Origin of the sequence: Vreelandella titanicae (assembly GCF_014697095.1) — a bacterium.
GTDB classification, from domain to species: domain Bacteria; phylum Pseudomonadota; class Gammaproteobacteria; order Pseudomonadales; family Halomonadaceae; genus Vreelandella; species Vreelandella titanicae.
Map to the genome: position 1 here is coordinate 3,392,014 of NZ_CP059082.1, position 22,176 is coordinate 3,414,189.

The 22,176-nt window shown below is 54.4% G+C and carries 23 protein-coding genes; 16 read left to right on the forward strand and 7 right to left on the reverse strand.

What is annotated here, in order from left to right; translation table 11 throughout:
* Positions 1–64: 64 nt before the first annotated feature.
* The 8 genes from trpB (at position 65) to HZS52_RS15660 (ending at position 8,634) form a co-directional block, all read left to right on the forward strand.
* Positions 65–1,252, forward strand: a complete 1,188-nt coding sequence (trpB, locus tag HZS52_RS15625) for a tryptophan synthase subunit beta (RefSeq protein ID WP_171051224.1) — start codon at positions 65–67, stop codon at positions 1,250–1,252.
* A gap of 8 nt (positions 1,253–1,260) precedes the next feature.
* On the forward strand, positions 1,261–2,064 hold the full coding sequence (gene trpA / locus HZS52_RS15630; protein WP_035579702.1) for a tryptophan synthase subunit alpha: 804 nt from the start codon (positions 1,261–1,263) through the stop codon (positions 2,062–2,064).
* Between the two features lie 94 nt (positions 2,065–2,158).
* Positions 2,159–3,178: an acetyl-CoA carboxylase, carboxyltransferase subunit beta gene (gene accD / locus HZS52_RS15635; RefSeq protein WP_035579698.1), complete on the forward strand. Its 1,020-nt coding sequence runs from the start codon at positions 2,159–2,161 to the stop codon at positions 3,176–3,178.
* Positions 3,171–4,514: a bifunctional tetrahydrofolate synthase/dihydrofolate synthase gene (gene folC, locus HZS52_RS15640; RefSeq protein ID WP_190373139.1), complete on the forward strand. Its 1,344-nt coding sequence runs from the start codon at positions 3,171–3,173 to the stop codon at positions 4,512–4,514. The genes accD and folC overlap by 8 nt, the downstream gene beginning before the upstream one ends.
* Positions 4,501–5,223, forward strand: coding sequence for an SPOR domain-containing protein (locus HZS52_RS15645; protein WP_190373140.1), 723 nt, complete (start codon positions 4,501–4,503; stop codon positions 5,221–5,223). Before folC ends, HZS52_RS15645 begins: the two co-directional genes overlap by 14 nt.
* Positions 5,224–5,226: 3 nt before the next feature.
* Complete coding sequence (locus HZS52_RS15650) at positions 5,227–5,802, forward strand: CvpA family protein (protein WP_009286953.1); 576 nt, start codon at positions 5,227–5,229, stop codon at positions 5,800–5,802.
* A gap of 87 nt (positions 5,803–5,889) precedes the next feature.
* On the forward strand, positions 5,890–7,410 hold the full coding sequence (gene purF / locus HZS52_RS15655) for an amidophosphoribosyltransferase (RefSeq protein WP_009286952.1): 1,521 nt from the start codon (positions 5,890–5,892) through the stop codon (positions 7,408–7,410).
* 12 nt (positions 7,411–7,422) lie between these two features.
* Positions 7,423–8,634, forward strand: coding sequence for an O-succinylhomoserine sulfhydrylase (locus HZS52_RS15660; protein ID WP_041158508.1), 1,212 nt, complete (start codon positions 7,423–7,425; stop codon positions 8,632–8,634).
* 113 nt (positions 8,635–8,747) lie between these two features.
* On the opposite strand, the gene HZS52_RS15665 is transcribed toward HZS52_RS15660, so the two are convergent.
* Positions 8,748–9,026, reverse strand: a complete 279-nt coding sequence (locus tag HZS52_RS15665) for a hypothetical protein (protein ID WP_022523225.1) — start codon at positions 9,024–9,026, stop codon at positions 8,748–8,750.
* Between the two features lie 353 nt (positions 9,027–9,379).
* On the opposite strand from HZS52_RS15665, the gene HZS52_RS15670 reads away from it, so the two are divergent.
* The 3 genes from HZS52_RS15670 to HZS52_RS15680 all read left to right on the forward strand — a co-directional run bounded on the left by HZS52_RS15670 (position 9,380) and on the right by HZS52_RS15680 (position 12,058).
* Positions 9,380–9,937, forward strand: a complete 558-nt coding sequence (locus HZS52_RS15670) for a cytochrome b (protein WP_190373141.1) — start codon at positions 9,380–9,382, stop codon at positions 9,935–9,937.
* Between the two features lie 108 nt (positions 9,938–10,045).
* Positions 10,046–10,630 carry a YceI family protein gene (locus HZS52_RS15675; protein ID WP_022523227.1) on the forward strand — a complete coding sequence of 195 codons (585 nt, stop codon included), beginning with the start codon at positions 10,046–10,048 and terminating at the stop codon, positions 10,628–10,630.
* Positions 10,631–10,723: 93 nt separating this feature from the next.
* Complete coding sequence (locus tag HZS52_RS15680; protein WP_190374928.1) at positions 10,724–12,058, forward strand: MATE family efflux transporter; 1,335 nt, start codon at positions 10,724–10,726, stop codon at positions 12,056–12,058.
* Here the strand turns inward: HZS52_RS15680 and HZS52_RS15685 are convergent.
* The 4 genes from HZS52_RS15685 to HZS52_RS15700 all read right to left on the reverse strand — a co-directional run bounded on the left by HZS52_RS15685 (position 12,055) and on the right by HZS52_RS15700 (position 16,139).
* Entirely contained in the window at positions 12,055–13,539 is a 1,485-nt protein-coding gene (locus HZS52_RS15685; protein ID WP_138801595.1) for an NCS2 family permease, read from the reverse strand. The two genes, HZS52_RS15680 and HZS52_RS15685, sit on opposite strands and share 4 nt — an antisense overlap.
* Positions 13,540–13,676: 137 nt before the next feature.
* On the reverse strand, positions 13,677–14,867 hold the full coding sequence (locus HZS52_RS15690; RefSeq protein ID WP_138801594.1) for an amino acid aminotransferase: 1,191 nt from the start codon (positions 14,865–14,867) through the stop codon (positions 13,677–13,679).
* A complete protein-coding gene (locus HZS52_RS15695; RefSeq protein ID WP_022523230.1) occupies positions 14,868–15,206 on the reverse strand; it encodes a 4a-hydroxytetrahydrobiopterin dehydratase in 339 nt (112 codons plus the stop codon).
* 30 nt (positions 15,207–15,236) lie between these two features.
* Positions 15,237–16,139, reverse strand: a complete 903-nt coding sequence (locus HZS52_RS15700; protein WP_022523231.1) for a GGDEF domain-containing protein — start codon at positions 16,137–16,139, stop codon at positions 15,237–15,239.
* 243 nt (positions 16,140–16,382) lie between these two features.
* On the opposite strand from HZS52_RS15700, the gene cobA reads away from it, so the two are divergent.
* From cobA to dcd, 4 genes are all read left to right on the forward strand, one after another.
* Entirely contained in the window at positions 16,383–17,204 is an 822-nt protein-coding gene (gene cobA, locus HZS52_RS15705) for a uroporphyrinogen-III C-methyltransferase (protein WP_051430467.1), read from the forward strand.
* 204 nt (positions 17,205–17,408) lie between these two features.
* Positions 17,409–18,590 carry a coiled-coil domain-containing protein gene (locus tag HZS52_RS15710; protein WP_190373142.1) on the forward strand — a complete coding sequence of 394 codons (1,182 nt, stop codon included), beginning with the start codon at positions 17,409–17,411 and terminating at the stop codon, positions 18,588–18,590.
* A gap of 174 nt (positions 18,591–18,764) precedes the next feature.
* The gene (apbC, locus tag HZS52_RS15715; RefSeq protein ID WP_009286945.1) at positions 18,765–19,565 is read left to right on the forward strand and encodes an iron-sulfur cluster carrier protein ApbC; all 801 of its coding nucleotides are present in this window, start codon (positions 18,765–18,767) and stop codon (positions 19,563–19,565) included.
* Positions 19,566–19,576: 11 nt separating this feature from the next.
* The gene (dcd, locus tag HZS52_RS15720; RefSeq protein WP_009286944.1) at positions 19,577–20,143 is read left to right on the forward strand and encodes a dCTP deaminase; all 567 of its coding nucleotides are present in this window, start codon (positions 19,577–19,579) and stop codon (positions 20,141–20,143) included.
* 83 nt (positions 20,144–20,226) lie between these two features.
* On the opposite strand, the gene purN is transcribed toward dcd, so the two are convergent.
* Both purN and purM read right to left on the reverse strand, forming a co-directional pair.
* A complete protein-coding gene (gene purN / locus HZS52_RS15725) occupies positions 20,227–20,982 on the reverse strand; it encodes a phosphoribosylglycinamide formyltransferase (RefSeq protein WP_009286943.1) in 756 nt (251 codons plus the stop codon).
* On the reverse strand, positions 20,979–22,046 hold the full coding sequence (gene purM, locus HZS52_RS15730) for a phosphoribosylformylglycinamidine cyclo-ligase (RefSeq protein WP_027957471.1): 1,068 nt from the start codon (positions 22,044–22,046) through the stop codon (positions 20,979–20,981). The genes purN and purM overlap by 4 nt, the downstream gene beginning before the upstream one ends.
* On the opposite strand from purM, the gene HZS52_RS24655 reads away from it, so the two are divergent.
* Entirely contained in the window at positions 22,045–22,167 is a 123-nt protein-coding gene (locus tag HZS52_RS24655; RefSeq protein ID WP_255200381.1) for a hypothetical protein, read from the forward strand. The genes purM and HZS52_RS24655 overlap by 2 nt on opposite strands.
* The last annotated feature ends 9 nt before the right edge of the window (positions 22,168–22,176 follow it).

Below are 22,176 nucleotides of genomic sequence, written 5' to 3' on the forward strand. Positions count from 1 at the left end.
AGGTATCCCTGTGACTGTTTCTGCGACGCCTACACCAAAAACCAAGTTCAGCGATCTGACCCGAATGCCGGATGCCCGTGGTCATTTTGGCCCTTACGGCGGTCGGTTTGTGTCAGAAACCCTGAGCTTTGCGTTGGAAGAGTTGGAGAAAACGTACTTAAGCCTGCGTGATGACCCCGACTTTCAGGCCGAGTTTGACTACGATCTTGCCCACTATGTGGGACGTCCATCGCCGCTCTACCACGCCAAACGCTGGTCGGCGAGTCTTGGGGGCGCACAGATTTGGTTGAAACGGGAAGATCTGAATCATACCGGCGCTCACAAGGTAAACAACACCATTGGTCAGGCACTGCTGGCCAAAAAAACCGGCAAACCACGCATTATCGCTGAAACCGGAGCGGGCCAGCATGGCGTTGCCTCGGCGACCGTTGCTGCTCGCCTAGGGCTTGAGTGCGACGTGTATATGGGGGCTGAAGACGTACAGCGTCAAAAGCTTAACGTTTACCGTATGCGCCTACTGGGCGCTCGGGTCATTCCGGTAGAGTCCGGTACCCGCACCCTCAAAGACGCCATGAACGAAGCGCTGCGTGACTGGGTCACCAACGTTGACAACACCTTCTATATCATCGGTACCGTGGCGGGCCCGCACCCTTATCCGCTGCTGGTGCGCGATTTCAACGCGGTGGTGGGGCGTGAAGCGCGCCGCCAGTCGCTGGAGCAGATCGGCCGTCTTCCCGATGCGCTGATTGCCTGCGTGGGCGGTGGCTCTAATGCTTTGGGTCTGTTCTACCCCTTTGTGGAAGATGACGACGTGGCCATGTATGGCGTGGAGGCCGGTGGCGATGGCGTCGAAACCGGCCGCCACGCGGCGCCGCTGGCATCCAATGCGCCGCGTGGCGTGCTCCACGGCAATCGCACCTACTTAATGTCAGATGAAGCCGGGCAGGTGTCGGATACGCACTCCATTTCAGCTGGCCTGGATTATCCTGGCGTAGGCCCCGAACACGCGCTTTGGAAAGACGTGGGTCGGGTCTCCTATGTGGCCGCTAACGATAAAGAAGTGCTCGAAGCGTTCCGCGAGCTGACCCACATGGAGGGTATTATGCCCGCCCTTGAGTCAGCTCACGCGTTGGCTCACGCCAAGGTATTGGCGCCTACCATGCGTCCTGACCAGCATATCGTCGTCAACCTCTCCGGGCGTGGCGACAAAGACATCATGACAGTTGCTAAGATTGATGGCATCGAATTTTAAGGGCGAGCATGAACCGTATTGATCAGCGTTTCAGTGAACTTAAGCAGCAGGGTCGCAAGGCCCTGATCCCTTACATTACCGCAGGGGATCCGGCGCCGCAGTACACCGTGGGCTTTATGCATGCATTGGTGGAAGCAGGCGCCGATGTGATTGAGCTAGGCGTGCCTTTTTCCGACCCCATGGCCGATGGCCCGGTGATTCAAAAAGCCTGTGAACGTGCTTTAAAGCAGGGCACACGGCTGGTTGACCTCATGCAAATGGTCAAAGAATTCCGCCAAACCGATACCACCACGCCGGTGGTGTTGATGGGGTATTTGAATCCTATTGAGCGGATTGGTTACGAGAACTTTGCCGATCAAGCCGCCAGCGTAGGCGTTGACGGCGTGCTAATAGTGGATATGCCCCCGGAAGAGGCCGAAGAGATTGGGCCGCTGCTGAAATCTCGGCATTTAGCAGCGATTTTTCTCGTTGCGCCTACCACTTCGCACCAGCGTGCCGCTACAATATGCGCCCATGGTGAAGGCTACCTCTACTATGTTTCGCTGAAAGGCGTGACCGGTGCCGCCACCCTGAACGCAGACGATGTAGCCGAGCACCTGGCGCCGCTGCGGGGGATGACCGATTTGCCGCTATGTGTTGGTTTCGGCATCCGCGATGGTGTGACTGCTGCGGAAGTCGCTAAAGTCGCCGATGGTGTGATTGTAGGCAGCGCTTTGGTTAACCGCATTGCTGAAAGTGTCGATGCGCCGGAAACCATTGCAGGCCAGTTGAAAAGTGTATTAGCAGAGATGCGTACGGCGATGGATGCCTAAAGCAGCACGCTTTATCGCCTATACTGAATAGATTAACGACACTCATCAAGCCTGGTTTTGCCGGGCGTTGACGTATAACGGAAGCCTTTTTGATATGAGCTGGTTAGACAAGATCGTACCCTCCATGGGTCGTATCCAGCGTAAAGACCGTCGCGCTAGCGTGCCCGACGGCCTCTGGCGTAAATGTCCCAAGTGCGAAGCGGTTCTCTATCTCCCTGAGCTAGAGAAACATAACAGCGTATGCCCCAAGTGCGATCATCACCTGCGCTTGACGGCACGCAAACGCTTGGACTGGTTCTTGGATAAAGCAGGACGCGAAGAGATAGCGGCGGAAATCGAACCTGTTGATCGATTGAAGTTCCGCGACTCTAAAAAGTACAAAGACCGCCTGACCGCGGCGCAAAAAGACACTGGCGAGAAAGATGCGCTGGTCGCTATGCGCGGTGAGTTGGATGGTCTGCCGGTGGTCGCCGTTGCCTTTGAGTTCACCTTTATGGGTGGCTCAATGGGGGCGGTGGTCGGCGAGAAATTTATTCGCGCCGCTACCCTGGCCCTGGAAGAGAATATCCCGCTGGTGTGTTTTGCCGCCTCTGGTGGTGCGCGCATGCAGGAAGCGCTGTTCTCGTTGATGCAGATGGCTAAAACCTCCGCCGCGCTCGAAAAGCTCAAGCAAGCGGGTGTGCCGTACATTTCGGTGCTCACTGATCCCGTCTTTGGCGGTGTTTCAGCCTCGTTGGCAATGCTGGGTGATTTGAATATTGCCGAACCCAATGCCTTGATTGGTTTTGCTGGCCCGCGGGTTATCGAACAAACGGTGCGTGAAACCTTGCCGGAAGGTTTCCAGCGCAGTGAGTTCCTGCTCGAACACGGCACCGTCGATATGATCGTCCATCGCCATGAAATGCGTGCTCGCGTGGGCAGTGTGCTGCGTAAGCTAACGCACCACGATGCGACCCCGGTGAGTTCGATAACCCCTGATGATGCTGACGTTGTTGAGCCGATCGTCGAGGAAGCTACCTTAGCGGATACTGCTAACGTCACTTTTGAAAAGGTCGATGCGACCAAGCAGGATACCACTTCCGCTAAGAGTGATGATCATTCACGCAATGCCTGACTCTCTAGAACCACACGCTCTACAGCCATACTCTTTACAGCAGTGGCTCCAGCATTTGGAATCCCTGCACCCGGTGGGGATTGATATGGGCCTGGAGCGGGTCTCTGAGGTGGCAAAACGTATGGGGCTGCTCGCAAGCCCCATCGCCCCTCGCGTTATTACGGTAGCAGGCACCAATGGTAAGGGCTCAACCCTTGCCATGATTGATAGCGTTGCCCGTGCCCATGGTTGGCGTGTGGGTACCTATACTTCCCCCCATTTATTGCGCTACAACGAACGCGTTAAAATCGACGGTCAGGAAGCCGACGACCAACTGCTTGTGCAGGGGTTTGAGCAGGTGGAGCGTGCGCGCTTGCAGGATAGTGAAATCAGCCTCACCTATTTTGAAGCGGGTACGCTGTGTGGTCTGTGGTGCCTGGTCAATGCAGAGCTTGATCTTGCGGTACTGGAAGTCGGGCTGGGTGGGCGCCTAGATGCGGTTAATATTGTTGATGCGGATGTGGCTATCGTCACCACCATCGCTCAGGATCACGCTAACTTTTTGGGCACCGACTTAGCCCAGATAGGGCGTGAAAAAGCCGGTATTTTTCGGCCCAATCGGCCCGCTGTGTTAGGTAGTCAAACGTTGCCAGAAAGCGTTGCTGAGTGTGCCCAGGCGCTTACCGCGCCCACGTTTAGTTTGGGCCAGCAATTTACCTATCAGGCGATGGCGGGTGAACGCTCCCAATGGCGCTGGCAGGGGCAGTATCTGGATGGTCAACCCATTGTTATTGAGGAACTTCCCGATCCTGGGCTGCCTGTTGATAACGCTGCCAGCGCTTTACAGTCGCTTGTGCTTGCCGGGCTTGAGTTAGAAAAATCACGTGTGCAAGCAGCGCTTAGTTCGGTGCAGTTGGCAGGACGGTTGCAATGGGTTGGCCCCTGGTGCCTGGATGTGGGGCATAATCCTCATGCCGCCGAGTATGTCGTGCGCCATTTGCCATCACCGCCGGAAGGTGGTCGCCAGTGGGGTCTTATCGGCATGTTGAATGATAAGGATATTGACGGTGTCATACAGGTGTTAGCGGCCCGCATTAATGATTGGGTGTGCGTGTCGCTTGGTGGCGAGCGAGGTTGCCAGGCAAGCGAGTTGTCGCAACGTATTATAGCTCAGGGAGGGCGGGTGCATTTTCGCGCCGATTCGCCGCAAGCAGGCGTCGATTGGCTCGCGCAAATGTTAACGCCCAATGATCGTGTCTTGGCCACCGGGTCGTTCTTTACAGTAGCGGCACTGTTAGCTCGGCCACTGCCAACAGGCGCTGCGTCGCTTGATGGAGACGGAAATGAAATACGGTAAAACGGAACGCATTAGCGGTATTGTGATTCTGCTCGCGCTACTGGCGATCTTTGTGCCGTGGCTAATGAGCGACCCCGCACCAAGGGAAGAACGTCCCCAGCCGAACTTTGTGATCGAGCAGCCCGTTGAAGTGGAGCGCCGTGACGTTCCTGTACCGGAAAGGCCTTCAACCATCGGCGAGCCGTCTCTATCGTCAGCGCCCCGTAATGAAGAGGGCGATATGCCTATTGACGTCGATCCGAGGTTGCCGGAAACCGATCAAATTACTGCTGCTAATCAGTCGCCCTCGAGTCCCGAGGCGGCGGGATCCAGTGAACCGGATGAAGAGCCGGCGACCTCCGATAGCGACCCTATTGCTGACCTGATTGCCAGCAATAGTGGCAGCGGTCAAAACAGCAGTGAAGGCTCTTCACAGGGCTCTTCACAACGTTCATCGCAAAGCTCCTCATCTAGCTCATCCACCCCCTCAGCAAGTGCTCAGGGAGAGTGGGCGGTGCAAGTCGGCAGCTTTGGAGAGCCCGGTAATGCGCAGCGCCTTAGCGAGCAGCTTTCGGGTGAAGGGTTTACTGTTTATCAGCGTGAGCGCGATAACAATATGACCACTGTCTTTGTGGGCCCTTATGCCACTTCTGAGGAGGGGGAGTCTGCCATGTCCTCGATTAAAGAGCGGGCCAATGTGCAGGGCCTGCTTGTTCGGGTAAGAGACTAAACGATGGCATTAACCTGGATTGATGCGGTGTTCTTGGCCGTGCTGGCGCTATCAATGCTAGCCGGATTCGTCCGGGGATTTGTTCGCGAGGCATTGGGTTTGGCCGCCTGGGTCGTTGCCTTAATGGTTGCCCGAGTCCTCGCCGAACCGGTGGCCGAACTGATGAGCGGGTTTATCGATAGCTTTGATGCCCGCCTAGTGCTCGCTTTTATACTGGTGATCTTTGCCGTTATTTTGCTTTGCGGCATAGTCATTCGCTTGGTGCATGCGGCGATTGAGTGGGTAGGCATGGGGCTTTTGAACCGTGTGGCGGGGGCCGCTTTTGGTGTTGCTCGTGGGGCGGTTATTTTGCTTATTGCTACCGTGCTGATTACCCTCACACCGCTGGCGGAACTGCAGGCGTGGCAACAAGCCGAGCTGCGACCGACCTTTATTCAACTGCGCGATTGGGCGGTGAGCCAGTTAGATCAGTGGGATCGTGAGCTGCCTGAGGCGCCATCGTCGCTGCGCGACATCTCTCTACCTGAACTGCGTCTGCCTAGTGCGACGGAGCGTGAGGTTATCCCGGCAGGTGATTGACCTGCTACTGAAGTCGATTCTACGAACGTTCGGGCTTTCTTAGGTATGTGACTTAGGTAAGCCATGGCATTAAGCGAGGTAACGTGAATGTGCGGTATAGTGGGCCTTCTGGGCAAGCAGGCGGTAAATCAGGGAATCTACGATGCCCTGACCGTACTTCAGCATCGTGGCCAGGACGCTGCCGGCATGATGACATGGAGCGAGGGACGCTTCCTACTGCGCAAGAGTAACGGCTTGGTACGTGATGTATTTCACACCCGTCATATGGCCCGCCTAAAAGGTAACCTAGGCATTGGTCACGTGCGTTACCCGACGGCAGGCTCTTCAAGTGAAGCTGAGTCACAGCCGTTCTATGTTAACTCTCCTTACGGCATTGCGCTGGCGCATAACGGTAACCTGACCAACTCTGAGCAGTTGAAGCAGGAGCTGTTCTCTACCGATCTGCGTCACATCAACACCAGCTCCGATTCTGAAGTGCTGCTTAACGTCTTCGCTCACGAGCTGGGCAAGCAGGGTTTGCACCTGGAAGCGGAAGATATCTTCGACGCCGTGCGTCGTGTTCACCGTCGCTGCAAGGGTGGTTATGCCGCTGTCGCGATTATTAATGGCTTTGGCATGGTGGCATTTCGTGACCCCTTCGGTATTCGCCCCGTGGTGTTTGGTACCCGCGAAGAGGAGAACGGGCAGGCGGTGATGATCGCCTCCGAATCCGTCGCCTTGGATGTGGGCGGTTTTGAACTGGAGCGTGACCTATCGCCTGGTGAAGCCATCTTTGTCGACATCGAAGGCAATATTCACACCCAGGTATGTGCTGACCGCCCCGAGCTACGTTCGTGTATCTTTGAGCACGTTTATCTAGCGCGTCCCGATTCACTGTTGGACGGCGCCTATGTTTACGGCACCCGTATGCAGATGGGTCGCAAGCTGGGGGATCGCATTCTCAACGAGTGGCCGGATCACGATATCGACGTGGTCATCCCGATCCCTGATACGTCGCGTACCTCCGCCCTTGAAATGGCGCAGCACCTCGGGGTGACCTACCGCGAAGGGTTCATGAAGAACCGCTATATTGGCCGTACCTTTATTATGCCGGGGCAAACTCAGCGTAAAAAATCGGTACGCCAAAAGCTCAATGCGATAGACGTTGAGTTTAAAGGCAAAAACGTTTTGTTGGTGGACGACTCCATTGTGCGCGGCACGACCTGTAAGCAGATCATTCAAATGGCCCGCGATGCCGGGGCACGCAAGGTCTATTTTGCCTCGGCGGCGCCCCCGGTACGTTTCCCCAACGTGTATGGCATCGATATGCCTGCAGCGTCTGAGCTGATTGCTCATGGCCGCAGCGAAGAGGAAGTAGGGGATTTGATTGGCGCTGACCGTATCTTCTATCAAAACCTAGAGGATCTAAAAGCGGCCTGTCGCGAAGTGAACCCGGAAATGGAAGAGTTTGATTGCTCGGTGTTTGACGGCAATTACGTGACTGGTGATATCGACGACGCCTACCTGGCCGCCTTGGAAGCTAGCCGTAATGATTCCGCCAAGGATCAAAGTGCCGGTGATCATGCCCTGGTCGATATGCACAATCAGGACGATGACCTGGACGATTAGGAGAGAAGTCTTATGCATGATGATAATCATCAGGAAGACGGTCACCAGGATGAGTGGTCATTAGAGACGCTGGCTATCCGTGCGGGCCATCAGCGCACCTTCGAGCAAGAACACTCGGAGCCTATTTTTCCGACCTCAAGCTTTGTCTACGAAAGCGCTGCAGAAGCGGCGCGTAAATTTGGTGGGCAGGAGCCGGGCAACGTCTACTCGCGCTTTACCAACCCGACAGTGCATACCTTTGAGCGCCGCCTGGCGGCCCTTGAAGGTGGCGAGCGTTGTGTGGCCACCAGCTCGGGTATGTCCGCTATTCTCTCCACTGCGCTGGCACTGCTTTCCGCAGGGGACGAGATTGTGGCCTCCCGGTCGCTATTTGGCTCGACGGTTAGTCTGTTCGATAAGTATCTAGGTAAGCTGGGTATTACCACGCGCTATGTGGAACTTTCCAGCGTTGCTGCCTGGGAAGCGGCGATTACTCCCAAAACGCGGCTACTGTTTGCCGAAACGCCCTCAAATCCACTGTCAGAAATTGCCGATATTTCGGCCCTGTCTGCGTTGGCAAAACGTCACGATGCGCTACTGGCGATAGATAACTGCTTCCTTACCCCGGCACTTCAGCAGCCCTTGGCGTTAGGTGCTGACTTGGTTATTCACTCAGCGACCAAGTATTTGGACGGCCAAGGCCGTGCAGTTGGTGGTGCCGTGGTAGGTAGTCATGCGCTGCTTGAGGAAGTGTTCGGCGTGGTGCGCACCTGCGGGCCTTGCTTGAGCCCCTTCAACGCGTGGATTTTTACCAAGGGCCTGGAAACCCTGTCGCTGCGTATGAAAGCTCACTGTGAAAACGCCTTGACCCTGGCGCGTTGGCTGGATGCCCACTCGGCGGTTAAGCATGTGTTTTATAGCGGCCTGGAGAATCATCCTCAGCACGATTTGGCTAAACAGCAGCAGAAAGGGTTTGGCGCGGTGCTGGGTTTTGAAGTGAAAGGAGGACAAGAGGGTGCGTGGCAGGTGATCGATGCAACCCGAATGCTTTCGATAACAGGGAATTTGGGTGACGTTAAATCCACTATTACTCATCCGGCCACCACTACCCATGGGCGTTTGTCTGATGCTCAGAAAGAAGCGGCGGGTATTGCGCCAGGGCTGATCCGCGTGGCGGTAGGGCTTGAGAGTCAGCAGGATATCCAGCGCGATCTTGCTCGTGGCTTGGATGTTCTGGCTGGCTAATTGATGTTAAGCAATCCTACACAGTCACGAAAACCCACCTTTGAAGGTGGGTTTTTCGTACTTTTGAAACCTAATGGGTCATATGCTGTGCAAACAAAGCCCCCTTATTTGTTTCAAGAAGCGTTGCGGTGAGGCAGGTCTGACAGCGCAACCTGATCTTCATTGCTGGAAGAGTGATTGATGTGAGAGCTCGGAGCAACAACGGTGTTGTTCTTTGCATCGCCGTTGACCAAAGGCAAATCAGCTGGTGTCAGGTGCACGCTGTCAGTGCTGTAATTCGCTGAAGAGCTAGGCTGAATAATCTGGTTAAGCTCGCCAGATCCCTGTTCAGCTAGAACGGCAGTAGAAGTCAATGTCATGGCAATAGCGGTGATAAGGGTCATTTTTTTCATGATTGGCGCTCTCTAATAGAAAGTTTATGTACCGTTTTTCGGTCATTGCTGGATGTCCTTTAGGACATGCATTAATAGTAAGCGTGCAAACAAAATTATAAAATTGGTTATATTTGCTTTTTTTGTTCGATTTTATAGAATGGATTGGCTTTGTCTTTTTAGAAAGACGAACTGCGTAAAAATTGTTACCTGGTTATTCAATGGTTTTTACGAATGAAATATCCTGCTTTTTTCAGCGGTTTTTATTAGCTTCTAGCGGTAAGGTTCTGGGCGTGGACGAATAGCGTAATCCAAGATCTGATAAGCGCGTTGGCTAAGTTGAAGCAGCCATAGATAAAATGAGGAATAGCACAATGTGGCGTAACAGTCGCAACGGTTGGGGATTGATTAGTATTCTGTTTCATTGGCTAAGCGCGCTGGCCATTATTGGTCTGTTTGCACTGGGCTGGTGGATGACTGACCTGGGCTATTATGACCCTTGGTATAATCAGGGGCCGTGGGTACACCGCTCGATTGGCATCTTGCTATTGTTTGCTACCTTTGCGCGTTTGGTATGGCGCTTCGTACAGCCGACGCCCTACGCCGAGGGGAGTCGATTAGAAACTATTGCTGCCCATCTCGGTCATATTGCGCTCTATGTGCTTCTAATAGTCGTTATGGTGAGCGGTTATTTAATTTCTACTGCTGATGGACGTGGTATTAGTGTGTTTGGTTGGTTTGAGGTGCCGGCGTTGCTATATGACTTGCCCAATCAGGCAAACCAGGCGGGCACCGTACACTGGTACAGCGCCCTGGCGTTGATGATCCTGGCAGCGGGCCACGCCCTTGCTGCTGTTAAGCACCATTGGTTAGGTCGGCATAAAACCTTGGTACGCATGTTAAACCCAGCGCATAGCCAAGCTGGCAATTAAAACGCACCAAGTTAATGACGTTGTCTGTATACACGTTTTTCTAAACACTGCGGGTAAGATAATTGACTGCCCGCGGTGCCTATTAAGTAAAGCAAGGAGCAATTCAATATGTTCAAGAAGACAGCATTTGCATCCGCGATCGCCGCTGTAGCGCTGGTACCTTTGAGCCAAGCGCAGGCAGCTGATTATCAGATTGATACCGAAGGTCAGCACGCTTTTGTCCAGTTTAAAATTTCACATCTGGGCTTCTCCTACATTCTCGGCAGCTTTGAAGAGTTCGATGGTCAGTTTGCCTATGATCCTGAAGATCTCGACGCGTCTTCTGCTGAAATCGAAGTGCAGGTTGATAGCCTGACCAGCAATCACGCCGAGCGTGATCGCCATATCTTGAGCGAAGATTTCCTTAATGCCGGTGAGTTCCCTACCGCCACATTTAGCTCCACAGGCTTTGAATCAACGGGTGAAAATGAAGGCGTCTTGACTGGTGATCTGACCCTGCATGGCGAAACCCAAGAGATTGAAATGCCGGTTACACTGATGGGTGAGGGTGATGACCCTTGGGGTAACTACCGTGCTGGTTTCGAAGGCAGCACTACGCTGACGTTGAGTGATTACGGAATCGACATGAGCGATTTTCCAGAATCCATGCATGAGCTTGAGCTGTACGTCACGTTTGAAGGTATTCGTCAGTAAAGAGTACTTTTAGTTAAGCGCCATCACTCCGCTAGGGGTGGTGGCGTTTTTGCGTTTAAGGCGAATAAAAGGAGAGTTGGCTTGGCAATTGTGATGCAGCAACGCGAGTTGGCGATAACCCTATGGCGGCAAACCTGGCCAATGGCCATCGGGGTGTTGGCGCTATTGGGTTTTCAACTTGTTGATAGCGCCTTTATTGCCCGTTTGGGTACCGCACAGCTAGCGGCGCAGTCGTTCACCTTTCCGCTGTCATTTCTGATTATCGGCATTCAAGTGGGTATGGGTATCGCCATTGCGGCACTTATTTCCCGGGCGCTCGGCGCAGGGGAAGGGGAGCGAGCGAGGCGCTTGAGCAGCCTGGTATTAATGGCAGGTGGCGGAGTGATTGGTCTGTTGGCGTTTGCCTTGTGGGTGTTCCATGTGCCCGTTTTTCAGCTCCTTGGCGCCGATGAAACGACGCTTTCCTATATCCATATTTACTGGGGGCCGCAACTGTTGTCCGCCTGGCTGGGAGCACTGCTCTATTTCAGCTACAGCATTTTCCGTGCCCATGGCGATACCCGTTTACCAGGTAAAATGATGGTTCTCAGTAGTGTTGTGAACCTGGTGCTCGATCCACTACTGATTTTTGGTGTCGGCGATTGGGAGGGTTGGGGATTGCCCGGTGCTGCCTGGGCAACTGCAATTGCCTTCTCAGTGGGTCTGTTGGTCACTACACGTAAACTGCTCAAACGCCAGTGGGCATCGCAGCAAGGCCTATGGCTAGAGGCGAGGCAGTCGTGGCGGCCGTTTACTGGCATTGCCGCCCCCGCGATGGTCAGCCAACTGATGCCGCCCTTGGCTGCGATGCTGGCAATCTCAGTGGTGGCGGGTCTGGGTGAAAGTGAAGTAGCGGCCTGGGGGTTGGCGAGCCGTTTGGAAACGCTTTCCCTGATGGTTATTCTGGCTATGACCATGTCGCTACCGCCGTGGTTAGGACGCTGCTATGGTGCCGGAGATTGGGGGCAAATTCAGCAGCTTATGCGTTTGGCGGTAAAGGTCGCGCTGGTTTGGCAGCTTAGTCTGGGCGTGCTACTGGCCCTGGGGGCTCCCTGGCTAGCCATGGCCTTAGCAGGCAATCCAGAGGTACAAAACGAGCTGACCCTGCTGATTCGCTTTCTGCTGCCAAGCTACGCAGCGCTGGGCGTTTGTATGTTAGTGGTTTCGGCGGGCAATGCTCTAGGTTGGCCGCTGCGAGCGATGCTGCTATCCAGCGCACGGCTGTTTATCTGCTATTTACCCTGCCTGTGGTTAGGTTCACAGCTCTTCGGTTGGTGGGGGCTGGCGGCGGGCGCCGCCGTAGGCAACCTGCTGGCAGGATTGATGGCGTGGCAAGTCATGCGGCGCATTCTTTCCCGCCCGCATCGGCAGGCGGGATTCGTTAATTAACGCAGGCGCCCAGCTTCCTGAAAGGAGAAGTAGATAAACAGCAGCGCCATCCCTAAGTAGCCCATCACGAACTCGGGGGCAGCATTGAATGACAGTTCGGGGGCGTGCATCAGCCCAACGAAGGAAAAGCCCGCGGCAATGGCAGCGAAGGCGGCCGCGCGTCGGAACTGGTGATCAATCACCGATACCGTCATAGCGCCCAACAGAATGGCCATAAACATAGCCCCTTGGCCCATCACCACAATGGCGCTGGATATATCGGTGACGACCTCACCAGCCCCGCGGTTAAAGCGCGTCATCACGTAGTTGGCGAAGTAGGGTAGCATGGCCAACGCCACGGCAGGATAGTAGCGTGTGTCGTTGGACTGAAACGCGGTGGCAATCATCGACATACCGACAAAGACCAAAATCGGTGCGACCACTGAAACGGGAATGATTGCGGCTAGGGCAGCGATTAAGCCGAACATGGTAGCCAGCGCATATACCGCGCCGTTGAGCAGGCTGTAGCCCCGGCCTGCGCCCATCCACTTGGCCCCTACGGTGGCAATATAGACCGTGGTAGGAAAGACGCCGCCAAACAGCGCGCCAATCATGGTGCCTGCGCCATCAACCGCCTGACACTCCCGCACATCGTACTTATCGCCTGCGGCCTCCATCGCCTCGACGTTGTTCATCGTCTCAATGGCGTTATAGAGCGTAATCGGCAGCACCACGGTGAGTACCGCCAGCATACTGGTCAGCAGTAATCCCAGCCCTTCAAACCAGGCTAGGTTGGGAAGTAATGGATAAAAGCCCAAGTGCGTGAACGCATCGCTAAAGCGCTCGGTGCCGGCGTCGCCAATTAAATAGGCCATGGCGGTACCGACGATAATGGCGAATAGTGAGGTGGGGAGTTTAAACGGCATACTCACTCGTGCGACCAGCCCAACAATAATGATCGCTAGCACCAGTAGACCAATAATCGGCATTTCCAGCGTTTTGAACAGCATTTCACCGGCGATAAACGTCAGTGCGACACCCGCAACGGCGCCCAGCATGGCAGCGCGCGGTAGGTGGTACTGCACCCAGCGGCCAATTATGCTGATTGCGGCTTCGATGGCGCCGCTGATAAAGCAGGCGGCGACGGCTACTTTCCAGGCCATTTCTGCATCACCGGTGAGCTGTTTGGCGGGTAGCAGTACGCCGAATAGAAACACAAACATAACCGGCGTTGAGATACCGTAAGAGAGCGCCGTTACATCGGCACGGTTCTCCTTGCGGGCCAGTCTTGCCGCGCTCCAGGCATAGTAGAAATTACCGACCATTACCGCTACTGCCGCGCCTGGCAGCACCTGCCCATAGACAATGGAAGAGGGGAATCCCATGCCCAGCATGGTGATGGCAATAATGACAAAGTTGGCAATATTGTTTTGGAACAGGGCGAAGAACGCGTCGGTGTCTTCTTTTTTGTACCAGGGGTAGTGGGTGCTGGCAGCCGCCATGTTAGGCCTCTTGATTATGGTGTGTTGTATACAAGGCAACGCTGAGTGTGCCGAAGTGTTGACTAATCGGTCAAGTATTCAGCACACAAAAACGCCCAGGTAGGCCTGGGCGTTTGTAGTGCGGCAATGCTTGCTAGCTAGTCGTTGACAGCGGCAATCGCTTTGGCCAGGTAGGGCAGGTTCTCATGGGAGAAGCCCGCTACGTTAGCGCGACCCGAGCGTACCATGTAGATGCCAAACTCATCGCGCAACCGATCTACCTGTTCCGGCGTTAAGCCTGTGTAGGAGAACATACCGCGCTGTTCAGCTACGCAGGCGTACTTCTCGTCCAGGCCATAGGGTTTCAGTGCTTCAACGAAATCGCGACGCAGAGTATTGATACGGTCACGCATTTCGGTGAGCTCTTCACGCCATAGCGCAGTCAGCTCTGGATCGTGGAGGATCTCACTGACGATAGAGCCGCCGTGTGCAGGCGGGTTTGAGTAGTTTTCCCGTGCCACGATCGCGACCTGTGAGCGAATGTTGTCCATCTGCTCGCTGTCTTTTGCCACCATGATCAAGCAGCCGGTACGCTCACAATAAATACCGAAGTTCTTGGAGCAGGAGCTGGTGATGATCGCTTCGTCGAGGTTTTCCGCCAGTAAGCGAACGCCGTAAGCATCCTCGTCCAGCCCTTCGCCAAAGCCCTGATAGGCAAAGTCGATCAGCGGCAGCAGCTTGCGCTCACGGACGATCTCTAATACTTCCTGCCACTGGTCGTGGGAAAGGTCAAACCCGGTCGGGTTATGGCAGCAGGCGTGGAGTACGACTACATCGCCTTCTGGAATGCTTTTTAGCGCTGTACGCATACCGTCGAAGTCGAGACGGTTGTCGGGGTCAACGTAGGGGTACTTGTGCAGCTCAATACCCGCGGCGGTAAAAATACCGTGGTGGTTGGGCCATGTTGGGTCGCTTACCCAGATACCTTTGCCCGGCAACTGAGTGGAAATGAAGTCGGCTGCTAGGCGCAGGGCGCCGGTGCCGCCAGGCGACTGGGTAGCGCTGGCACGGTTGGCTTTGAGTACCGGTGACTCAGCGCCAAATACCATGGGAAGTACTACTTCACCATAGCTGGGCGCGCCGTGAGAACCGATATAGGTTTTCGTCGTTTCATTCTTGAGCAGGCGAGCTTCTGCTTCCTTAACGGCGCGCATTACCGGCGTATTGCCTTGGGTATCGCGGTAAACACCAACACCTAAATCCACCTTTTGCGGATTGGTATCTTTCTTGAAAGCTTCGATCAGCCCGAGAATGGCATCTCCTGGGACTCGCTCAATATGCTCAAACATTTATTCGGCTACCTCGTCGGTTCTGGCGGCAAGAATGAAGTCATTAAGATGCAGGCCTTTAATAGCGTGAGACCACCACGTGACGGTGGCTTTGCCCCACTCGGTCACGATAACGGGGTGATGGCCAGCCTGCTCTGCAATATCGCCAACGCCTTGGGTAAATGCCAATGCGCTGGCAAAGTCACGGAATTTAAAACTTCGCGACAGCTTCATGATGCCATCGTGCTCGACAATCTGCCACTGGCTGAGGCTTTTTAGCCGCTCTTGGGCTTCATCTTTACTTAAAGGTTGAGCATCTTTGCTGCACGGTTCACAAATGGCGTCGGCTAGCCTTGTCATTGTTTGGCTCCTGCAATTGAGTATGCTTTATCAGCGTAGATGGCAAACGCAGTCACGACCAACGTCTTTGGCGCTATACAGCGCCTGGTCGGCCCGCTCGATCAGACTCGTGAGGGGTTCGCCACAGCGATATTCGGCAACCCCAATACTCAGCGTCACTTGGCCTGGCCCCATACCGAAGTCGCGTACACTGATAGCCTGGCGTAAGCGGTCGGCAAGTGCATGGCATTGCTGCAGCGGAGTAAGCGGCAGCACGACCATAAACTCTTCTCCTCCCAACCGAGCCACCATGTCTTCGCAACGCAGCAGCGACTGGGCGTAGGTTGCCAACTGTTTAAGCACATCATCCCCGTGCAGATGTCCCCAACGATCATTAAGCCGCTTAAAGTGATCAATATCGATCATCATGATGGAGAGCGGTGTGCCGTGGCGGGCGCTAAGCGATGCAACATGGGTTAAGTGCATCATGAGCTTGCGTCGATTGGGGAGTTGAGTCAGGGGGTCTGTATCGCATAGTTTGCGCAGCCGCTGCTCTTCGCTGACTTGATCGCTAATATCCATCATTATGCCGTTCCACTGCACGCCATCGACGACGGGCTTGGGTTTGGCGCTAACCGCAATCCAGTGTGGTTTGTCTTGTGGAAACGGTAGCCTAAAGCGTGTGGTGAGAGGCAACATCCAGCGGGCTGAGCGTTCGATAGCGGACATTATCTTGGGGTGGTCGTTGCCGGTCAGTTGCTCAACTAGCTGCCCTGCATTTTCGGCGAGCAGTTCCCGGTCAATATGTTTGAGAGCCACGCCGCCGCCCTCCAAGTAGGGGAACCGCATATGGCCATTGCGCGCGCGATGAAACTGAAAGATAACGCCGGGTATGTGGGGTACGAGGTGGTCTGCACTGACTCGCTCTGGTGCGTCTATATCATTCACGGGCATGCGTGAATCTCCAAACATATGCCAATTTAAATTCGATCGTGAAGATTAGCCCTAAATACGTAATCAGGATGTAAGCCATTGCAGACAAAATGGCTATTATCTATATTTTTTTAGAATATATATGTTCTATTTATATATATTCGATTGCATTATAAGCAATAGACAAGGTGTTATTGGCATTTAGTGGTAAAATTAATTACTTTTTTGCATATTAAAAAACTTTTTTATTCCTGGGGTGGATTCTTGGAAGCAGGACGAGAGCAAACGGCTCAGCCATACGGCTTGGTAAGTCTAGTGGGCGCGGGCCCTGGCGACCCGGAGTTATTGACGCTAAAAGCGTATAAGCGACTGCAGTCCGCTGAAGTGGTGCTGTACGACCGCTTGGTTAGCGGTGAAATAGTCGCCTTTATACCGCCACAGGCGCAGCGATTTTATGTGGGTAAAGCACGCTCTCTGCACAGCGTCCCTCAAGAGGGGATTAATCAAGCGCTTGTAAAGTGGGCTCAGCAGGGTAAGCGTGTCGTGCGCCTTAAAGGGGGTGATCCGTTTATTTTTGGCCGTGGCGGAGAGGAGCTTGAGGCGCTGGTGGCAGCACAAGTGAGCGTGGAAGTCATCCCAGGGGTGACGGCGGCATCAGGCTGCGCGGCGTATGCGGGCATTCCTTTGACCCATCGCGACCATGCCCAGTCGGTGCGTTTCATCACCGGGCATTTACAGCAGGGGGAGTGTGAGCTTGATTGGGATGCGTTAGCGCGGCCTGGGCAAACCTTGGTGTTTTATATGGGGCTGGGCACCGTAAAGGTGATCAGCCAGGCGCTGGTTAAGCATGGTTTAGCGCCAGACACACCGCTGGCGCTGATTGAACAGGGCACGACCCGCCGACAGCGTACCCACGTGGGGACGTTATCTGGATTACCAGATACTTTCTTGGCGGGCCACATTAAACCGCCTACGCTGCTAATAGTGGGCAGCGTAGTGTCACTGCATACCACACTGGATTGGTTTGATGCGCTGAGCGGAGAGGCCTCTGGTTTTCATGAGGGAAAGCATCCTCCTTCTGGCTAAAATAATAATCGTTCCTACATGTCTGGTAACGCAGTAGCAACATTTGTACACGATTTTGCAAACAGACTGGCTAGATACAGTGAGCTGTGTATGCTGAAGGGGGAGAGCATTCACGGTTAGCGCATTACCTATGTACTTGATCATCGCGCAACTGATTTTTGTTAGCTTGGACAAACGTTAGCTAAGACCATAGAGGAACGCATAATGTCGGAAGCAAACCACTCGGATCACCAGTCGCCTGCCAACAAGCCAGAACCGGCTAAAAAGTCGGACATGAAAACCCTCTTTCAAGATAACCGGGTAAAAGCGATTGCTGGTATCGCCGCCATTGCCGTTATCTGGGCCATTATGGCGCAGTCTAATGCAGGTTCTCGCCAGGATCGTGTCGATAGCTTAGAAGAGCAGCTCGCCAGCGCTGAGCAGGAAAATAGCCAAATGAGCCAGCGCATTAGCGAAATTGAGGAAGCTGAAACCAATTTAGCCGCGCTGCAAGAGGAGATGGCGTCCCTTGAGGCTCAACAGCAAGAGGCCAGCTCGTCGCTTGAGAGTGCCCAAGGCAATGTCAGCGATGTGCAGTCGCGTTTAGAAGAGCTTGAGTCCGAGCGCGATGCGCTGGAAGAAGAAATTGCCTCTCTTAATGAGCAGGTAGAGAGCGCTGAAAGCGAGATGACTGCGTTGCGCGAAGAGCGTGATCAAATCACCAGCACTCGGGATGAGGCGGAAAGTGCCCTCCAGCAAGTAGAAGAAGCGCGCTCTAGTGCTGAAGAAGCCCGCCAGGAGGCTGAGGCTGCCCGTCAGGAAGCGGAGCAGCAGCGTCAGCAAGCGATCGAAGAGCTGGGCAATACCGAAGATGAGTTGTCCTCGCTGGAAGATCAGATTAGCCAGTCAAATGAACAGCTAAGTGGCTTAGAAGAGGAAATTTCGAGTGTCCAGAGCGAGCTTGGTGAGCTAAAAAATGAGCGTGACTCACTCGCCAGCGAACGCGATGAGCTGCAAAGTGATGTTGATTCGCTAACGGCGCTGCGCGAAGAAGAAGAGCAGAGCTTGAGTCAGGTGCGCAGTGAGCTGGATGACGTCATGGTTGCCCTGGATATTGGGCGTGAAGAAGTGGCCAGCGTTGAGAGTGATATCGAAAAGCGTGAAAGCCAGCTAGAGCGTTTAGAGAGCCAGTTAAGTGAATGGCGCGATGAGCTGTCGACGTTAGACAGCCGTTTGGCCGATGCAGAAGAGTCAGCGGGTGAGGCTGCATCATCTTCCCCGAGCAGCTCTTCTGATAGCTCTTCTGATAGCTCGTCGAATGGGGGCTCGTCAGATGGGAACTCTTCAAGTGAGAGTGCCAATGACAGCGATGGTGGCAGTGAAGAGTCGCAGCAAAACGCTGGCTAATAAGTGGCGGGATAGTAATGCTGTAACGCACCTTTCGCGTTAGAAAAGTAAGGGCGGATGTCGGGGAACCGGCATCCGCCCACTTGTTGTTGGTTTATGATTTTGGCTGTGAGGCGTATCATTCACTCAACGTTAATTCAGTTATTAAGAGCTTAAAACGAGGAGTGCCATTGAATGGATGGGGTTAAACATATTATTGCAGTGGCATCGGGCAAGGGAGGCGTGGGAAAATCCACCGTCACCGTGAATTTGGCATTAGCGCTGGCAGCACAGGGCTATCGCGTGGGTGTCCTGGATGCGGATATCTATGGACCCAGCCAGGCACAAATGCTCGGTGTTAAAGAGGGTACGCGCCCCCAGGCGGCAAGTAATGACAAATTCCTTCCGCTCCAGGCCCATGGCATTCAGGCTATGTCGATGGCATTTATGGTCAATACCCGTGAGCCAATGGTGTGGCGCGGGCCGATGGTAGTGGGCGCGTTTCAGCAGATGCTGACGCAAACCCAATGGGATAATCTCGATTTTCTATTGATCGACATGCCCCCAGGTACTGGCGATATCCAACTGACCCTGGCCCAGAAAGTGCCGGTGGCAGGGGCGGTGATTGTGACCACCCCACAGGATATTGCGCTGTTAGATGCCCGTAAAGGGATCGAAATGTTCCGCAAGGTCAACGTGCCGGTGCTTGGCGTGGTGGAAAATATGAGCCTCTACCACTGCGAAAAGTGCGGACATGAAGCGGCTATTTTCGGCACAGGTGGTGGCGATAATATCGCCCAGGAGTACGATACCCAAGTACTTGGACGCCTGCCGCTGACGCTCTCCATCCGAGAGCTGACAGATTCGGGACGCCCGAGTGTGGTATCCGAACCTGACGGGGCGGTGAGTCAAACCTTTGCGACTATTGCCCAAAAAGTCGCTGAAGCGGTTAGCGCGAATCAAGGCGACGGCCCAACTATTTCCTTTAGTGAGTGATAACGACATAAATGAGTATCAAATCTGATAATTGGATTCGTCGCATGGCCAAAAGCGACGCGATGATTGAGCCGTTTGAAGCCGAGCAAGTGCGCTACGTGAACGAACAGCGCGTGATTTCCTACGGCACCTCAAGCTACGGTTACGATGTGCGCTGCTCAGACGAATTCAAAGTCTTCACCAATATTCACTCAGCGATTGTTGATCCCAAAGCGTTTGACGCGAACAGCTTCGTCGATATTAAAGGCGATGTCTGTATTATTCCGCCGAACTCTTTTGCGCTGGCGCGCACGGTGGAGTATTTCCGTATTCCCCGTAACGTGCTGACTATTTGCCTGGGGAAATCCACCTACGCGCGCTGCGGCATTATTGTCAACGTGACGCCGCTGGAGCCCGAGTGGGAGGGCCACGTTACGCTGGAATTCTCTAACACCACCAACCTGCCGGCAAAAATCTACGCTCATGAGGGCGTCGCCCAGATGTTGTTCTTAGAGTCCGACGAAGTATGCGAAACCTCGTATAAAGACCGGGGCGGAAAGTATATGGGGCAGCGTGGGGTAACCTTGCCGCGTACCTAGTTATACGAAGTACATTGCTACAAAAAAGCGCCTTACGGCAAAAACGTAAGGCGCTTTTCAATGCTTATGATGACGTTTTCATGCTAATCCTGCGACTCTTCGTCGAGCTCCTCATCAAGCTCTTCTGCAGCATCAGCGTGGGAAAGCCGCATACCGTGTTCCGGTAGCAGATGACCGTCCATTTTGGCGCCTTCGGCACTGAACTGCAGCCTGCCTTCCAAAAACCACTGCACTGCAATTGGGTAGATTAGGTGTTCCCGGGAGCGAACCTTCTCTTGCAGTGTTTCAGCCGTGTCGTCCGCGTTGACCAGCAGCTCCGCTTGCAGTACCACTGGGCCACCGTCTAGCTCTTCGGTGACGAAGTGAACGCTACAGCCGTGGCTGGCAACACCGTCTGCCAGGGCGCGGGCGTGAGTGTTGAGCCCTTGGTAGTCTGGCAGCAATGAAGGATGGATATTCAGCATACGGCCCAGGAAGCGCTGCACAAAGCGAGGCGTCAAAATGCGCATAAAGCCCGCCAGTACAATCAGATCCGGCTCGTGACGCTCAATGACTTTGATCAAGGCGCCGTCGTAGGCTTCGCGACTATCATACTCCCTGTGGGGGAGGGCAACCGCTTCAATGCCCGCTTCGTGTGCGCGTTTCAAACCATAGGCGTCAGCAATATTGGAAATCACTGCGACAATCTCACCGCCGCCTAAGCGGTCGTGGGACTGAGCATCAATCAGCGCCTGAAGATTGCTACCGCTGCCAGAGATAAGCACGACAATGCGGCGTGCACCGAGAGGCTCTGGTGTTACGTCTTTAATGGTATCGCTCTGGTAGTCCGTATTGGTCATGCCGAGAGGTTCTCCAAAATAACGGCGTCCCCTTGGCGTTCAACGATCTGCCCTAGACGATAAACGGATTCGCCTTCGGCTTCCAGGTGAGCCATTGCCTGTTTTGCTTGATGCTGCGGCACCACAACGACCATCCCAATACCGCAATTGAGCACGCGGTGCATTTCAGTTTCATTCACGTTTCCATTGGCCTGTAGCCAATCAAACACGGCTGGTCGCTGCCAACTGGCAATATCAATATGCGCAGCGAGGTTGTCCGGCAGTACGCGAGGAATGTTTTCAAGCAAACCGCCACCGGTGATGTGTGATAACGCATGCACGGCAATCTCGCTACCGCGCATCAAGGAGAGCAGTGATTTGACATAGATGCGGGTGGGGGCCATCAGCGCATCGCCAAGGGTTTTACCGGCGATGTCGGTCTCTAGCGAAGCGTCGCTGACCTCAAGGATTTTACGAATCAATGAGTAGCCGTTGGAGTGTGGCCCGGATGAGGCAAGCCCCAATATGACGTCGCCTTCGGCCACTTTGCTGCCATCTAAAATATCTGCTTTTTCAACCACGCCCACGCAAAAGCCCGCTAAATCGTAGTCGCTGCCTTCGTACATACCCGGCATTTCGGCGGTTTCGCCGCCTACCAGGGCGCAGCCAGCCAATTCGCAACCAGCGCCAATGCCGGTGACAACGTCAGCAGCAATATCCACATCGAGCTTACCCGTGGCATAGTAGTCAAGAAATAGCAGCGGTTCGGCGCCAGCCACGATAAGGTCGTTGACACACATGGCGACCAAATCAATACCAATGGTGTCGTGCTTGCCAAGATCCATTGCCAGGCGCAGCTTGGTGCCGACGCCATCGGTACCTGAGACGAGCACGGGCTGCCGATAGCCCGCGGGGATCTCGCATAGCGCGCCAAAGCCGCCAAGCCCGCCCATGACTTCGGGGCGAGTCGTGCGTTTGGCAACGTGTTTAATGCGGTCAACAAGGGCGTTACCGGCATCGATATCGACGCCTGCATCCTTATAGCTGAGGGAAGGAGTAGCCGAAGAAGAAGAGGTCTCGGTCATGACAGATCCTGTGAAGCAAATAGCGGTGCTGGTAGTGCTGGCGAATTGGCCAGTGCTGGGCTTAACTTTGGCGGATTGTAACACTCAGCGACGCTGGCCGCACCGCCGTCGCGCAGGATGAAAAGCAGAC

Bases quoted from the DNA above. Each gene is read 5' to 3' on its own strand.
- HZS52_RS15645 (WP_190373140.1), top strand. From the start codon at position 4,501: ATGAAATACGGTAAAACGGAACGCATTAGCGGTATTGTGATTCTGCTC.
- HZS52_RS15650 (WP_009286953.1), top strand. From the start codon at position 5,227: ATGGCATTAACCTGGATTGATGCGGTGTTCTTGGCCGTGCTGGCGCTA.
- HZS52_RS15670 (WP_190373141.1), top strand. From the start codon at position 9,380: ATGTGGCGTAACAGTCGCAACGGTTGGGGATTGATTAGTATTCTGTTT.
- HZS52_RS15695 (WP_022523230.1), bottom strand. From the start codon at position 15,206: ATGACAAGGCTAGCCGACGCCATTTGTGAACCGTGCAGCAAAGATGCT.
- purF (WP_009286952.1), top strand. From the start codon at position 5,890: ATGTGCGGTATAGTGGGCCTTCTGGGCAAGCAGGCGGTAAATCAGGGA.
- HZS52_RS15680 (WP_190374928.1), top strand. From the start codon at position 10,724: ATGCAGCAACGCGAGTTGGCGATAACCCTATGGCGGCAAACCTGGCCA.
- trpB (WP_171051224.1), top strand. From the start codon at position 65: ATGCCGGATGCCCGTGGTCATTTTGGCCCTTACGGCGGTCGGTTTGTG.
- folC (WP_190373139.1), top strand. From the start codon at position 3,171: ATGCCTGACTCTCTAGAACCACACGCTCTACAGCCATACTCTTTACAG.
- HZS52_RS15675 (WP_022523227.1), top strand. From the start codon at position 10,046: ATGTTCAAGAAGACAGCATTTGCATCCGCGATCGCCGCTGTAGCGCTG.
- trpA (WP_035579702.1), top strand. From the start codon at position 1,261: ATGAACCGTATTGATCAGCGTTTCAGTGAACTTAAGCAGCAGGGTCGC.
- HZS52_RS15660 (WP_041158508.1), top strand. From the start codon at position 7,423: ATGCATGATGATAATCATCAGGAAGACGGTCACCAGGATGAGTGGTCA.
- HZS52_RS15665 (WP_022523225.1), bottom strand. From the start codon at position 9,026: ATGAAAAAAATGACCCTTATCACCGCTATTGCCATGACATTGACTTCT.
- purM (WP_027957471.1), bottom strand. From the start codon at position 22,046: ATGACCGAGACCTCTTCTTCTTCGGCTACTCCTTCCCTCAGCTATAAG.
- HZS52_RS15710 (WP_190373142.1), top strand. From the start codon at position 17,409: ATGTCGGAAGCAAACCACTCGGATCACCAGTCGCCTGCCAACAAGCCA.
- HZS52_RS15690 (WP_138801594.1), bottom strand. From the start codon at position 14,867: ATGTTTGAGCATATTGAGCGAGTCCCAGGAGATGCCATTCTCGGGCTG.
- accD (WP_035579698.1), top strand. From the start codon at position 2,159: ATGAGCTGGTTAGACAAGATCGTACCCTCCATGGGTCGTATCCAGCGT.
- HZS52_RS24655 (WP_255200381.1), top strand. From the start codon at position 22,045: ATGACAGATCCTGTGAAGCAAATAGCGGTGCTGGTAGTGCTGGCGAAT.
- purN (WP_009286943.1), bottom strand. From the start codon at position 20,982: ATGACCAATACGGACTACCAGAGCGATACCATTAAAGACGTAACACCA.
- apbC (WP_009286945.1), top strand. From the start codon at position 18,765: ATGGATGGGGTTAAACATATTATTGCAGTGGCATCGGGCAAGGGAGGC.
- HZS52_RS15700 (WP_022523231.1), bottom strand. From the start codon at position 16,139: ATGCCCGTGAATGATATAGACGCACCAGAGCGAGTCAGTGCAGACCAC.
- HZS52_RS15685 (WP_138801595.1), bottom strand. From the start codon at position 13,539: ATGGCGGCTGCCAGCACCCACTACCCCTGGTACAAAAAAGAAGACACC.
- dcd (WP_009286944.1), top strand. From the start codon at position 19,577: ATGAGTATCAAATCTGATAATTGGATTCGTCGCATGGCCAAAAGCGAC.